General features: G+C 30.8%; 12 protein-coding genes. All 12 read left to right on the top strand.

Going from position 1 to position 14796, the window contains the following annotated elements; translation table 11 throughout:
- On the top strand, nucleotides 1-895 hold an 895-nt coding region (locus B2P65_RS00220), incomplete at its 5' end, for a restriction endonuclease subunit S (RefSeq protein ID WP_346879396.1).
- An 18-nt stretch (nucleotides 896-913) separates the two neighbouring features.
- A complete protein-coding gene (locus B2P65_RS00215) occupies nucleotides 914-3877 on the top strand; it encodes a type I restriction endonuclease subunit R (protein ID WP_346879395.1) in 2964 nt (987 codons plus the stop codon).
- A 715-nt stretch (nucleotides 3878-4592) separates the two neighbouring features.
- Nucleotides 4593-5024, top strand: coding sequence for a hypothetical protein (locus tag B2P65_RS00210; RefSeq protein ID WP_346879394.1), 432 nt, complete (start codon nucleotides 4593-4595; stop codon nucleotides 5022-5024).
- 566 nt (nucleotides 5025-5590) lie between these two features.
- Entirely contained in the window at nucleotides 5591-6025 is a 435-nt protein-coding gene (locus tag B2P65_RS00205; RefSeq protein ID WP_346879393.1) for a DUF3788 family protein, read from the top strand.
- Between the two features lie 262 nt (nucleotides 6026-6287).
- Nucleotides 6288-6725: a helix-turn-helix domain-containing protein gene (locus tag B2P65_RS00200; RefSeq protein WP_414632425.1), complete on the top strand. Its 438-nt coding sequence runs from the start codon at nucleotides 6288-6290 to the stop codon at nucleotides 6723-6725.
- A gap of 26 nt (nucleotides 6726-6751) precedes the next feature.
- Nucleotides 6752-7507, top strand: a complete 756-nt coding sequence (locus B2P65_RS00195) for an ABC transporter ATP-binding protein (RefSeq protein WP_346879391.1) — start codon at nucleotides 6752-6754, stop codon at nucleotides 7505-7507.
- The gene (locus B2P65_RS00190; RefSeq protein ID WP_346879390.1) at nucleotides 7507-9594 is read left to right on the top strand and encodes an ABC transporter permease; all 2088 of its coding nucleotides are present in this window, start codon (nucleotides 7507-7509) and stop codon (nucleotides 9592-9594) included. Before B2P65_RS00195 ends, B2P65_RS00190 begins: the two co-directional genes overlap by 1 nt.
- Nucleotides 9595-9888: 294 nt before the next feature.
- On the top strand, nucleotides 9889-10935 hold the full coding sequence (locus B2P65_RS00185; RefSeq protein WP_346879389.1) for a DUF4351 domain-containing protein: 1047 nt from the start codon (nucleotides 9889-9891) through the stop codon (nucleotides 10933-10935).
- A 261-nt stretch (nucleotides 10936-11196) separates the two neighbouring features.
- Nucleotides 11197-11844 carry a TetR/AcrR family transcriptional regulator gene (locus tag B2P65_RS00180; RefSeq protein ID WP_346879388.1) on the top strand — a complete coding sequence of 216 codons (648 nt, stop codon included), beginning with the start codon at nucleotides 11197-11199 and terminating at the stop codon, nucleotides 11842-11844.
- Between the two features lie 79 nt (nucleotides 11845-11923).
- Complete coding sequence (locus B2P65_RS00175; RefSeq protein WP_346879387.1) at nucleotides 11924-12646, top strand: ABC transporter ATP-binding protein; 723 nt, start codon at nucleotides 11924-11926, stop codon at nucleotides 12644-12646.
- Entirely contained in the window at nucleotides 12646-13395 is a 750-nt protein-coding gene (locus B2P65_RS00170; RefSeq protein WP_346879386.1) for a hypothetical protein, read from the top strand. Before B2P65_RS00175 ends, B2P65_RS00170 begins: the two co-directional genes overlap by 1 nt.
- A 1-nt stretch (nucleotide 13396) precedes the next feature.
- On the top strand, nucleotides 13397-14635 hold the full coding sequence (locus tag B2P65_RS00165; RefSeq protein WP_346879385.1) for an MFS transporter: 1239 nt from the start codon (nucleotides 13397-13399) through the stop codon (nucleotides 14633-14635).
- Nucleotides 14636-14796: the final 161 nt, after the last annotated feature.

Raw genomic sequence — 14796 nt, 5'->3', positions numbered from 1 at the left:
CGGGAATTCTTTTACGCTTACTTTAAAGAGAGTTAACTATTTATGTATAAATCAAACAACTGGTATACAAAATTTGAATATTAGTAAGTACTTAAGTGAAAGTATTTCTATTCCTACACTAAATGAACAGAAAATAATAGCCACCTACCTAGACCATAAGACATCCCAGCTAGAAGCTCTTATAAGTAAAAAACAGGAGCTTATAGAAACTCTTAAAGCTTCTAGGACTAAACTTATATCGGAAACCGTTACAAAGGGTCTTGATAAAGATGTAGAGATGAAAGATAGTGGAGTAGAATGGATTGGGGAGATACCGAAGGATTGGAAAGTAAGTAAGTTGAAGTTTGTTACTAACTTAATTAGTATTAAGCTTGAGAATTATAGGTTTAATAAATATATAGGATTAGAACACGTAGAACAGTGTAGTGGGAAGTTAATAGACTATGGTGATCCAAGTGAGCTAGAAAGTAAAATAAATAGTGTTTTTTATAAAAACAATATACTTTTTGGTAAATTAAGACCATATCTAACTAAATGTATAGTTACAGAAACAGAAGGAGTTTGTTCTGATGAGTTTTTGGTTCTTGAATCAGATAAGTTGGTACCAAAGTTCTTAAAATTTATAATGCTCAATAAAGTATTCATAAATTTAGTTAATGCAGCTACATATGGAGCTAAAATGCCTAGAGCAAGTTGGGACTTTGTTGGAAACATTAAGGTAAGTTATCCTAATAAAAAAGAACAACAAGCCATAGCCACATACCTAGACCATAAGACTTCACAAATAGATAACCTAATATCAAAGATAGAAAAGCAAATCACCCTTCTGAAAAAAGCTAAAGAAAAGCTGATTACTGAGGTGGTGACGGGGAAAATTAATGTAACAGACTTATAGGTATAAGGGGGAGAAGTTATGTTAAATTTAAATGATTTACGGGAGAGAAATTACCAGGATATAATCAAGGAATATTTGATTAATGAAAATGGGTACATTAATGGGTTTAATAAGGATTATGATAAAATCTATGCCATAGATAGAAAGATGCTCTTTGAGTTTTTATATGATACTCAAGGGGCTCAGATGGAAAAGCTTAAGGAGATATACAAGGAAAACCTTGAGGAGAAGATTATTGAAAGATTAAACAAGGAGATTTCTGATTATGGCATCCTTGAGGTTTTAAAAAATGGTTTTAAAGATAGAGGACAAAGGCTTTATTTCCTCTTTAGGAAGCCGGAGACTATCTACAATAGGGAGGCAATAGAGCTATACAATAAGAATAGGTTCTCCGTCACCGAAGAAGTTGTATATAACGAATATGATTTTCAAGGGGATGTACATAATAAAAAGGGTAGAATTGATTTAGTTATATTTTTAAATGGTATTCCTATAATAACCTTTGAGCTTAAGAATAACATATCAGGTCAAAGTGTTAAGAATGCTAAGATTCAGTATATGAATGATAGAAGTCCAAGTGAGAAACTATTCACCTTCAATGAAAGATGTATTGTGCATTTTGCCATGGATACAGAGGAAGTTTATATGACTACAAAGTTAAATAAACAAAACACTTTGTTTCTGCCTTTTAATAAGGGAAATCAAGGTGGCAAGGGAAATCCTTATGTGGAAGGTAAGTTAAAAGTTCATTATATGTGGGAAGATATTTTAACTAAGGATACTCTCCTTTATTTAATAGATAAGTTTGTGTATCTTCAAGTTAAAGAAGAAAATAATAAAAAGCCAAAGAAAAATATAATCTTCCCTAGATACCATCAAATAGATGTGGTTAGAAGTCTTCTTGATGACGTTTATAAAAACAAAACAAAGTTTAATTACCTTATTCAGCATAGTGCAGGTAGTGGAAAGACTAATAGTATAGCGTGGCTTAGTCATAGGCTTATGAGCATTCATGATGAGGATAATAAAAATATATTTGATGTGGTTATAGTTATGACTGATAGGAAGGTAGTTGATAAGCAGCTGCGAGATGCGGTCCTTGGCCTTCCTCATAAAGCTGGTAGTATAAAGATTATGGATAGGGATAGTGACCAGCTGGCTCATGGATTAATGGACAGTACTAAGATACTTGTAACTACTATTCAAAAGTTTAGATATATTTTAGATAAGATTAATGTTATAAAAAATAAAAACTTTGCCATTATAATTGATGAGGCCCATTCTTCAACTTCAGGAAGGAACATGGAGGCTGTAACTAAGGCTCTATCAATGGATGAGGAAAGCTACTCCCCTGAGGAAATTGACTTAGAAGATGAGATAATGGATGAGATAAAGAGAAATGGTAAGCAGGATAATATATCAATGTTTGCATTTACTGCAACGCCAAAGCCAGCTACTTTAGATATGTTTGGTGTTGAAGTCCCTGGAAGTGAGAGAAAGGAAGCCTTTCACTTATATTCTATGAAACAAGCTATAGAGGAAGGGTTTATACTAGATGTTTTAAAAAATTATGTCACCTACAAAACCTATTTTGAAGTAAGGCAAATAGTAGACCAGGATCCCAATTTACCAAAGACTAAGACAAAGAGAAAGATAGCAAAGTGTAGAGATCTGCACCCTACTAATATATCTCAAAAGGTAGGAATTATAATCGAGCATTTCAAGGAAAATGTAATGCATAAAATCGGTGGACGAGCTAAGGCCATGGTTATTACATCATCAAGGGAGAGCGCTGTTAGATATAAATTTGCTTTTGAAAAGTATGTAAAAGAAAATGGCTATGAAAATATAAAGGCCCTTGTAGCTTTCTCCGGTAAGGTTTCTCTAGATGAGTTTGGAGAAGAGCTTACAGAGGAAAAGATTAACGGATTTAAAGAAGAGGAATTACCTGAAAGGTTTGCAGAAGACTATCAAGTTTTGTTAGTTGCAGATAAGTATCAAACAGGATTTGATCAGCCCCTACTTCATACTATGTATATAGATAAGAAGTTAAGAGGGGTTAAGGCTGTTCAGACCTTAAGTAGGTTAAATAGGACATGTTCTGGTAAAGATGATACCTTTATATTAGATTTTAAAAACGATTTAGAAGATATTAAAAAGGCATTTTCAACCTTTTATGAGTGTACAGAGCTAATTGAAAGCCTAGACCCAAACTTAGTTTATGACCTGGAAAGAAAGATAGAAAACTTTAATATTATAAATAGAGAAGAAATTGAGAAATTTATTAAAAAGGCATACAAGGAAGATAAGACAAGTAAAGATAGGCAGCAGCAAATTAGCTATGTTTCTAAGGCACTAGAGAGAGTAAAAAGATATAATGATGAGGATGTTATTTTAATAAGAGCTACTTTAAGGAAGTTTACTAATTTTTATTCTCTTATGATACAGATATCGGATTTTGAAGATGTAGAACTTCATAAGCTATATATTTTCGCTAAGTTTTTAGTTAAAGCCATTGAGGTAGGAAGTGATGTTGATATTGATATAAGTGATAAGGTTAGCTTAGAAAACTTTAGACAAGTGAAAGTAGGGGAAGAGAAAAGCACTAAAATTGATGCAAATGGAGATATTAAACATAACACAAGTATTAATGTAACTAGCATGGATGAGGAGTTTGATGCTCTTTCCCATATAGTTAAAGAGTTAAATACATTGTTTAATTTAAATCTTGGAGAAACGGAAACTCTTGCATTAATGCAGGTCCAGAAACTTTTAAAGTCTTCTGAGGATTTAAAGAGAAGAGCTAATAATAATACCATTGATAATTTTAGATATTCCTTTAATGATGCCTTTGAAAAATCAATTATGGATGGTTTTTCAAAGAATAAAACCTTCTTTGAAACTCTCCTTACTAATGAAAAAGTAAGTACAATTTTAATGGAGTTTATGGCAGATAGAGTCTATAATCAGTTAAGGAAATAGTAACCATAAAATGAACACTTGATATCATATATTTTATGGAACAATATCCGGGGTAAGTAAACAAAGTGTGACCACAATTTGTTTACTTAATAGAATTAAAATAGATGATAGTATTATAATTTATTTATTCTGACACTACATTTTGATAGTGTCAGAATTATTTTTTCCATTGCCATAGTCATTTTCTTTTCTAAAACATCCACCACAACATAAAATTCTAATCAAAAAAAATCCTCCCACATAACCCCTTAAAATATATACATATTTAAAAATATTCCTAGTTAAATATAGAAAATTTTATATAGTTATATAGGGATATATATATAATTTTACCTAGGAAACTAGTTAAAAATAAACCTATAAAACTAGTTAAATAGGAACCTAGTTAACTATATAACTAGTTAACTAGTTGTTGGCGCTGTACGGGTTTGCGGGTTTTTTGAATATTTTTATATGCTTATTTATAATTGATTCCTTATAGTTACTCTAACTTTATAAATTTCTCATACATTTCTTTTGTATATTATAATAATAGGTAATTAGATAAAGATTCCGTTATTACTTTATTTTGAATATATGGTATTATTATAAGGTGACTTCTATATTAGAAGGAGTTGCATTAACGGTTTTTGCACTCTTTTTTACAGGCTATTTTTCCAGTAGTTCGTAAAATGAATTAACCACACTATTTATATTTATTAAGGAGGATCTAGATATGAAGAAAAAGAGTATTGGGTTACTGGTTATATTGGTGATAATTATTATTGGACTTATTGTACAACCATTTCTTATCCCAAAGGATTTTAAAAGTATACTAGATATTGATTTTACAAAAGTAGATAAGATACTGATGAGCTCTGGAAATTATGGAAAAACTGTAGAAATAACGGATAAAGATAAAATAGAAGAATTTTTAAACCAGTTTGAGAATACTAAAGTTAAAAAGATCTTTAGCAAATCAAAAAATAGAGGATATTGTTTGGAAGCTAGATTGTTTATTAATGATAAAAAAGTAGTTTCATTTGATTATGGTTATGATAGGATTACTATTTACAAAAATGATAAAGAAACAAAATATATTTCTAACACAAATATAGATATAGATAAAATTAATGAAATAGAAATAAAATATAATTTGAAAAATTAAATAAGTAAGATACTCTAGCAACTATAAAATAAATTCCTGAAATTTTACTCTATGCTTAAATAACCCTTTTATATTATAGAATATCAGTATAAGATGGTGATAGATTTTGATGAAGAAATTTAATATAACGGGAACTTGTATACCTAATAAACACTATAATGAATAGTTATAAGCATTTATGCGACAAGTTATTGACAACTTACGTATAATATATATATGATAATACAAAATAGTAAAAAATTATATTATTTAATTTTTATCCGATGACTATCAGCTCTAATACTCCCATCTTCTTCAAGGTTGGAGTAAAGAGCTGTTACGTCCCTGGATAACGATTTCTAAAGCTTCAGAGAAGCTAAGAACTCTGTTAATCCGATGACTACCAGCTCTAATACTCCTATCTCCTTCAAAGTGGGAGTAAAGAGCTGCTACGTCCCTGGATAAGGATTTACCCTAAAGGACAACGACTTCTAAGTAGCAAAAATACTGATACTAAGAATTCTGTTATTAAAGCTTCAGAGAAGCTTAGAACTCTCTTTATATAATATGTGATTGGAGAAGTTGATATGAGTAATAGGATGTTAGATAAAAATAATATACCTACGGAAAAAGAGATTTTTGAATTCATTGGAAATGATACGAAAAAATTATTGAAGCAATTTGAAGAAACCTTTGATAAACAGTATGATATGCAAAAGGAATTAAAGTTCCCATTTGGAAATAATTACGGTTGGGGATATAAGTATTCCCATAAAACCAAGCACTTATGTTATATCTTTTTTGAAAGTGGCGATATAGATGTAATGATGCAAATAAGTTCAAAAGATAAGGAAAAACTCAATGAAGTAATTAATGGGGGTTTATCTTTAACTAAAGAATTATGGAAGAATAAATATCCTTGTAGTGATGGTGGATGGATTAATTACAGACCTAAAACAAAGGAAGATATAGAAGAGATAATAAGATTATTAGCTTTTAAAAAGAAGCCTGTTGTAAAGTAATACTAAATTTAATCTTCTGTTCTTTACCTATTATTTGAGGTCCTCCACTGGCCAATTTATTATAATAGCTTATTAATTGATAAAAAGTGCTATTCTTTGCAGGATGGGGCACTTTTTTTCTTTGCTTTTAACTTCTATATCAAGACTAAGGAATCTAATATTAATTTTTAATTGATGCAACCACTGGTTTACAGCAAAAGTAACTAATATATGCTTGTATAATAGCAAATAGATAGAGATAATTATACATGAGGTGGTTACTTTGAATTTTAAAGAAAATCTAAAAAAATTAAGGAAAGAAAAAAATATATCACAAGAACAACTTGCAGAAAAGTTAAATATATCACGTCAAGCAATTTCAAAGTGGGAATCAGGTAAAGCATATCCAGATATAGATAACCTTATATTATTAAGGGATATATTTAATGTTAGTTTAGATGAGTTGATGGTTAATGAAAAAACAGATAAAGGAAAAAGCACAAATCAAGAAGAGGATGTATCTAGTGATGACAAAGATAGTTATGATGAAGAGGATGAGGATGAGGATTCAGTAAATTTAATGCTTGGAGGTTTTATAATCGGGACAGGTGTTGGTGTGATTACAGGGAATTTTATGTGGGGAACTGCAGGGACTTTTATAGGTATGGGAATAGGATATGTGTTAGAAGTTATTAGAAGAAAGAATAAAGAAAAGAGATAATTTTATTTTTTAGCGGGGTATAGTATATGGAAATATTAAAAGTCAATGGGTTAACTAAAGTATATGCTTCATTTAAGGGAGCAAAAGAGGTCAGTGCTTTAAATGGATTAAATTTCACTATTAATAGTGGTGAATTTGTAGGCATAATGGGGCCAAGTGGAAGTGGAAAGAGTACTTTACTTAACATTCTCTCAGGTGTAGATAAGGGTACTTCAGGTAATGTGATTATTAATAATAATGATATTAGTGAAATGAAAAAGGACAAACTTGCTTTATTTAGAAGAAAAAATATTGGATATATTTTTCAAGAGTTTAATTTATTAGATAGTTTAACTGTTGAAGAAAATATATCATTACCTCTTATATTAGATAAGAAAGATCAAAGTGAAATAGAAAATAGTTTAAATGATCTTATGAAGTATTTTAATATATTAGATTTAAAGAAAAAATATCCTTATAATATTTCAGGTGGTCAAAGGCAAAGAGTTGCTGCTGCAAGAGCATTAATTAATAATCCCACTATAATCTTTGCAGATGAGCCAACAGGAAATTTAGATTCAAAATCGGCAAATGATGTTATGACAACTATAGCTAAAATGAATAATGAAAAAAGCAGTACAGTGTTAATGGTAACCCATGATCCCTTTGCAGCTTCTTTCTGTAAAAGAATTATATTTATAAAAGATGGAAAAATAAAAATGGAAATTACCTCTGATGGGAACCGAAAGAAATTATTTGATAAAATTCTAGAAGTTCAAAGTCTTATAGGAGGAGATAATTAATGACCTTTCATGCTATCATAAAAAAGAACTTTTTCTATAATTTTTATAAATATATATCCTTCTATTTTGTTAATTCCTTAATATGCGCAATGCTATTTATGTATGGAAGTTTAATGTACAATTCTGCCATAATCAAAGGTATTGGGAAAACATCAACATATGGTATAGTAAAGCTGGCATTAGTGGGAATTATCATATTTTCTATAGTTTTTATTACATATACCAACTTATACTTTTTGAAAAATAGAGGTAAAGAATTTGGTGTGTATTTAACATTAGGAATGACATACAAAGATTTAACTAAAATGGTTATTATGGAAAACATCGGGGTTATGATAGCTTCTCTAGTTACAGGAATTGTTAGTGGTACAGTTTTGGGTAGAATGTTCTATATGGCTCTAAATAAAATGGTTAGTGGAGCTAATATCCAGTACACATTGAATTATGAGAGCTTTTTATTAAGTGCTGGTGTATTTGCAATAATATTTTTAGGAAATGTACTATTCAACATATTTTACCTTAGAAGTATATCTATTGTTGAAGGAATTAAAGCTGATGTAAAAAAGGAAGTTGGACATACTAATGTATTTATTGGTGTAGTAACTATATTGATTTTTGTGGCAGCTTTATATTATTTACCTATTATTATCCTAAAGGGAAATATTGAGGATGTTGCACCTATAATATTAGGATTATTTTTAGTAATTATAATTTGTCCATATATAATAATTGGTGCAATTATTACCTTAATCAAAGCTATTTTAAAGAAATTTCCTAATATATATAATAATAACTTGTTGGTTTTAAGCAACTTATCTCATAGATTTTTAGCATATAAAAACATATTGTTTATTACTTCTCTACTATTAGCTGGAGCTATGCTATTTGTAGGATATAGTTATTCAATTTATGTTTCAACTAGAGAATATATTTCAAATGAAAATCCATATGATATTATGTTTGTTGAAAGTAACAAGTATAACAGTGTAAATAGAGAAGATGTTATAAATGTTGTTAAAGATAATGGTGGAAGCGTAAATGAATACAAAGAATTAGAATATATTGAAGTACCTGTATTTAAGGAAGAATCGGGTAATCTTAGTGTTTTAAATACTAGACATTCAGTAATTAGCCAGTCAAACTATAATAAACATATGGGAATAGATATTAATATTAAACCTAATGAGGCATTGTATATTACAGTTGAAAATGAAAGCAAAGACTATAAGATTCCAAATCTGATTTTTTTAACTCTTAAGGATAATAATCTAGAAATAGTGAATAAGTTATCACTAAACCATGGGACTTTGATAGAAAAAGAACAATTTGATGAGCTTGTTAAAGAATCTCACTCTTTGAAAATAAACGCTGATAAGATTAAAAAAGAAAAAGGTGTGCAATTCACTAATTTTAGATATGGTGGAGAATATGATTCAGGATTCGCATTTATTCTTAACGATAATGACTATAGTATGATAAAGAAAAATGTAAAAGAAGAAGCCATTAAAAACTTACATTTAATGAATGTAAGGAATAAAGATGTTGTCTTTAAAGGGTTACTAAACTATTTAAAAGGTGTTAACGATTTAGATAGCACTTATTGGAATGAAGGTCAGCTATGGGGTGGTAAGATATCTGAGGATGAAAGAGGAACCTTGGAAGCATATAGGCCACTTTATAGAGAAGAGTTAATCAGAATGCAATTAGATGATAATGGTATGTTATTATTCACTACGATTTTTATAGGAATACTATTTATTATAACTAATGGAGTAGTATTATATTATAAAGTGATTTCTGATGTTAATGAAGAGAGAAAAAGAAACAGTATCCTATTTAAAGTTGGAATCTTGGAAAGTGAGGTAAAATCGGTAATTAAGAAGGAGTTAAGAATAATTTTCTTTGTTCCCATATTTATAGGAGGAATGTTAGGAGTATATTTCTTATATATTATGGTATTTAATAGTGGGATGACTGAACTGTTAATGAAGAAGTCAATTATTACTCTTCTTTTAGAAATTTTAATTCAATTTATATTCTATAAAATAAGTAAAAATAAATATATAAAGGAAGTCAATAGTGTTTAATCAATGGAAGATGTTTCTACTAAATTTAAGGCATGGGATTATAGGATAATCACCATGCCTTTAAAGTCATTGTTATTAAAATATAAAGTATATAAAATACAACTTATGGACTAACCCCAAAGTACATATTAAATTACTTCATATGTGCTTTGGAATCTATGGAAAAACAGTAGAAATAATGGATTGGAATGAATAAGAACGAATGTTTGTGCGTATAATTAATATATAGCTATAAAATATATTTAATTTGAGCTCTTTTTAATATATAATTTAATTATAAAGGACGGTGCAAACTTGGAATCAACAAAGGAAAAAGTTAAACTAGATCAGGTATTAAAGTTTTTGTTTTCCACCTCTAATAAGGTTTTAATTAACCTATTAAATGGAGTCTTTGAAGAAAACTTTAATGTAGATGAGGTTAGTTTAACTGTAAGTAATAATGAGTTTATTGAAGACACCTTAGATGTATTAAGAGGAGATATGTTCTTTAAGATTTCAAAAAATGAAAATCAAAAAGTAAGTTATCACCTAGAATTTCAAACTAAAAATGATAGCACCATGATAGTTAGAATGTTTGAATATGGCTTTAAAAAAGCAAAGGAAGAAGCCGATGAAAGTAGCCATATTAAGAAGATTATTTTTCCTAAACAAAAGGTCATATTTTTTGAAGAAAATAAAAATATAGAGGATAAATTAAGGCTAAATATAGTATTTCCTGATAGTCAAGAAATTGATTATACAGTACCAGTGCTTAAGTATTGGGAATACTCAGATGAGGAACTTATAAATAAAAAGATGTATCCACTTATGCCACTACAATTATTTCAATTAAAAAAGGAATTAATAAAGGCAAACAAGAATAATAACATTGAAAAGATGAAAGAATTATCCTATAAGGCAAAGAAACTAGCAACAAAATTAGCTAATGAATCTAAGGAACTCTTCGATTCTAATGAAATCTTAGGAGAAGATTTTCATAAGATGTTACTAGCAATACAAAATTTAATAGAATATCTAAATAGAAATTTTATTAAGGATGAAATTTTAGAAAATGAGGTGAGTAGAATGACAAAAACATTATATGATCCAGAGGTTGAAAAGAGGGGCATAGAAAAGGGCATAGAAAAGGGCATAGAAAAGGGAATAGCAGAAGGAATAGAAAAAGGCAAAGCAGAATTACTAATTAAGCTACTAATAAAAAAATTTAAAAGTTTACCAGATGGATATGAGAATAAGATAATGAATTTACCCATTAATACCATTGATAGAATTGGTATAGATATCTTTGATATAAATTCTGTGGAGGAATTGGAAGAGTATTTTAAGCTTACTAAAGTATAACAAATGATATAAATAAGTAGCAGTATTTATTTAATTTGAAATGTATCTAATAGACATAAATAAAGAAATTGAATTTAAGGCATGGGATTATATGATAATCACCATGCCTTTAAAATCATCGTTATTAAAAGATAAATACTAATATTCTCTTAGATAGGAGATACCTACTACAGCATTAGATTAATAGTATATTAGTGCTTGACAAGAAAAATCATCAATGATAATATAGATACCAACGGTAGGTATGGAGGTGGATGCTGTATGGCACGAAATAAATATCCAGAAGAAACAGTTAACCTAATCTTAGAGGAAGCATTGAAGCTCTTTATTGAAAAAGGTTATGAACACACTTCAATTCAAGATATCATCAATAATTTAGGGGGGCTTTCTAAGGGGGCAATCTATCATCATTTTAAATCCAAGGAGGAAATTTTTCAATCAGTATGTGAGAAAATTGGCAATGAAAACACAGCTTATTTCAATAAACTCCGTGATGACAAGACCATGACTGGTTATGAAAAGCTAAAAATGATGATTAAAGCCGGCTACGCTAATCCGGGTAGTAATGCGATTATAGCAATGTCAAACAAAATTATGAATGATCCTAAATTTGTGATGAAACAAGTTATAGAAATCTATGAATTGATTGTACCATGCTATATAGAGCCTATTATCGAGGAGGGAATAAGTGATGGTTCAATTGAAACCGCCTATCCAAAGGAACTTGCTGAGGTTATCATTACGCTAATGAACATTTGGGTAAACCCTACTATTGCAAAATCTACACCTGAAGAAATGCGTAGGAAAATGGAATTTTTCAGTGTGCTTTTGAATGGAATAGGAATTGATATCTTAGATACAGAGACTATCTTACAATATGTTGAGTACAGTAGTCGCTACAATGGTTAAAAAATAACTGCTCCTCAGGGGGCAGAATATTTTTAGTAAAATACATACCGAACGTCGGTATACGAATAAGGAGGAGTTTATGGAACATCAATTTGCAGTGCATACAAACAGACTATGCAAGGAATTTTATGGCAACAACGTATTAAATCGTCTAGAAATGAAAGTTAAACAGGGTGAGATTTATGGCATATTAGGCGTAAATGGAGCGGGGAAAACAACCCTCTTAAAGCTTATGGCTGGGCTGCTTGAGCCAACTGAGGGTGGTGCGTATGTTCTGGCTAAAAATGCTTGGACCCAAAGAGATCAGGTACTCGGTAACATCGGTAGTCTTATTGAGGTACCGTATTTTTATGAGCATCTGAATGCTGCTCACAATTTGTCCATTCATCTTAGATATATGGGTATGGATGCAGATATATCAAAAGCCCTTGAACGTGTCGGTCTTGGTGATGTAGGCGATAAACCAGTATCAAAGTTTTCTCTTGGCATGCGTCAGCGGTTAGGTATTGCTAGAAGTATGATACATAGTCCTAAGGTATTGCTCCTTGACGAGCCCATTAATGGACTTGATCCTGTTGCAATTAAGGAAATGAGAGATTTATTTATTTCCCTTAAAAATCAAGGGGTGACAATTTTACTTTCAAGTCATATTTTAAGCGAAGTTATACAAACCGTTGAAAGAGTTGCGGTCATTGCAAATGGCACGTTAACCCTTGAAGCTAATGTGAAGGACTTAATTGTAGAGCATGAATACAATCTTGAAGATTTCTTAATTGAAAAAATGAGAGGAGGGAAATTATAATGATAAAACTTATAAATTTAGAACTTGAAAGAAACAAAATTAGATCTTATATTGTGGCATCCTTTCTTATCTTGATTTTTGGATTTGGATTTTGCTTTTTAACAGCATATATACCACAAATTGAACAATCACAGCAGATGATCCAAATTAGAGGAGGCGTTTCCTTGCATACAGATTTGAGTATGTTTAGTCAATGGAATAATTTTATATCTTTGATTTCCATACTGTTTGTTGCTGCATTCGGTGTCTTATCTGCTATCATGCACGCTAAATTTACAGTTGAAGAATATACTGGGAAAAGAGCAATTCTATTGTTCTCATACCCAATAAAGCGAAGCAAAATTCTCTTTGCGAAATGCAGCTTTGTGTTTTTCTTTATTGCCATTGCGGTATCTATATGTAATATTGTTGCAATCAGTATGTTTGCTTTTTTATCAAATACTTTTCACATTTTACCCAATATGTTTACAGGTGAAATGTGGCCAAACCTACTTGTTACAACAGGAGTTTCAGCACTGCTGGCAGCTTCAATAGGTCTTATAGCAATGCGTATAGGATTTTGGAGGAAGTCATTGGTAGCTACTGTAGTAACATCCTTTCTGTTAATTATTCCATTTGGCAATATGATGTCGTTTGTACCTGAAAATTCTTTGCAAATCAGGCTAATAGGAATGGTTGTTTTACTAGTGTTAGGTCTTGTAGTATTTATGGAGCTGTTGTCAAAGGTAAATAAGATGGAGGCATTGTAATATGGAACAAACAAAACTATTTAATAGGAACTTTACACTTGTAGTAATCGGACAAATCATTTCAATGTTTGGTAATGCAATCTTGCGATTTGCGCTTCCTCTCTATCTTTTGCGAGAAACAGGCTCAGCATCTCTTTTCGGAATTGTAACAGCGTCCTCCTTTCTTCCCATGATTTTTCTCTCATTTTTAGGAGGTATTTTGGCTGACAGAGTGAACAAGCGAAATATCATGGTAGCACTTGATTTTTTAACGGCAAGCATTGTTTTTCTGTTCTTTATGGCTCTTGGAAAACTGCCCATAGTTCCACTGTTTATTGCTGTTTTAATGTTGCTTTATGGCATTAGTGGCACCTATCAGCCAACAGTGCAAGCAAGTATTCCATTGCTGGTTTCAGGAGATAAAATTTTATCAGCAGGTGCGGTAGTCAACCAGGTTGGTGCACTGGCAGGGCTTTTGGGGCCTATTATTGGTGGTATGTTATTTGGTGCTTTTGGCATTGTACCCATCCTTCTCATTAGTATTGCTTGCTTTGCTGCCTCTGCTATAATGGAGATTTTTATACACATACCCTTTGAAAAAAGAAATAATGCAATGAAAATATCTGCAATTATAAAAAGTGACTTTCTTGACAGCACAAATTATATGAAAAAAGAAAAACCGGTCCTCATTAATATCATTGGTCTGGCTACTATTTTCAATCTGGTACTATCATCAATGCTGATTGTTGGCATGCCTATTCTAATTATTGGCATACTTAAAATGAGTGATGAGCTGCTTGGGTTTTCACAGGGAGCCATGGCACTTGGCGGACTTTGCGGGGGAATCTTAACCGCCGTATTCAGCAAAAAACTAAAGCTTACAAGTTCACACATTTTGATGTTTCTTTGCAGCCTATCCGTGGGGGTCATGGCAATTCCACTGCTACTAGGCATGGCAAACATGGTCAGCTATGCGGTAATTACAGCCACAAGCTTTGTCATCATGGCACTTGCCACAATGTTCAGTGTACAGATGATTGCAGCAGTTCAAAGTGAAACACCGCCAGAGCTTGTGGGAAAAGTAATCGCAGTGATGATTTCTCTCTCCATGTGTGCACAACCGATTGGGCAAGCCATATATGGGGTAGCTTTTGATGAATTTTCAAATCATACAGGGATTATTCTGCTAGTGGTTGCAATTCTATCTGCAGCCATCTCCCTTACATCAAAGGATATATTTAAAAATATGGATGCATCATGATAGTTCTTATTATGAGCAATCCCTCTAAAACTAACCTAAAGTAAAGCTTATTTTAGTAGGGACGTGATAATGCTATTTTTTACGTTTTTATATGGGCAATACAATTTGTTATCTTTTATCATTTTGCGTTACAATAAGTTTAAAATATCATAAAATATATT

It is taken from the genome of Clostridium sp. UBA3061 (assembly GCF_002367465.1).
Taxonomy (GTDB): Bacteria; Bacillota; Clostridia; order Clostridiales; family Clostridiaceae; genus Clostridium_J; species Clostridium_J sulfidigenes.
The sequence above is the reverse complement of the archived record's forward strand: the minus strand, read 5'-3'. Positions and strand labels throughout refer to the sequence as shown.

What these genes read in the sequence shown, in the direction of transcription:
- B2P65_RS00215 (WP_346879395.1), top strand. Translation starts at nt 914, where the DNA reads ATGTTAAATTTAAATGATTTACGGGAGAGAAATTACCAGGATATAATC.
- B2P65_RS00210 (WP_346879394.1), top strand. Translation starts at nt 4,593, where the DNA reads ATGAAGAAAAAGAGTATTGGGTTACTGGTTATATTGGTGATAATTATT.
- B2P65_RS00205 (WP_346879393.1), top strand. Translation starts at nt 5,591, where the DNA reads ATGAGTAATAGGATGTTAGATAAAAATAATATACCTACGGAAAAAGAG.
- B2P65_RS00195 (WP_346879391.1), top strand. Translation starts at nt 6,752, where the DNA reads ATGGAAATATTAAAAGTCAATGGGTTAACTAAAGTATATGCTTCATTT.
- B2P65_RS00190 (WP_346879390.1), top strand. Translation starts at nt 7,507, where the DNA reads ATGACCTTTCATGCTATCATAAAAAAGAACTTTTTCTATAATTTTTAT.
- B2P65_RS00180 (WP_346879388.1), top strand. Translation starts at nt 11,197, where the DNA reads ATGGCACGAAATAAATATCCAGAAGAAACAGTTAACCTAATCTTAGAG.
- B2P65_RS00175 (WP_346879387.1), top strand. Translation starts at nt 11,924, where the DNA reads ATGGAACATCAATTTGCAGTGCATACAAACAGACTATGCAAGGAATTT.
- B2P65_RS00170 (WP_346879386.1), top strand. Translation starts at nt 12,646, where the DNA reads ATGATAAAACTTATAAATTTAGAACTTGAAAGAAACAAAATTAGATCT.
- B2P65_RS00165 (WP_346879385.1), top strand. Translation starts at nt 13,397, where the DNA reads ATGGAACAAACAAAACTATTTAATAGGAACTTTACACTTGTAGTAATC.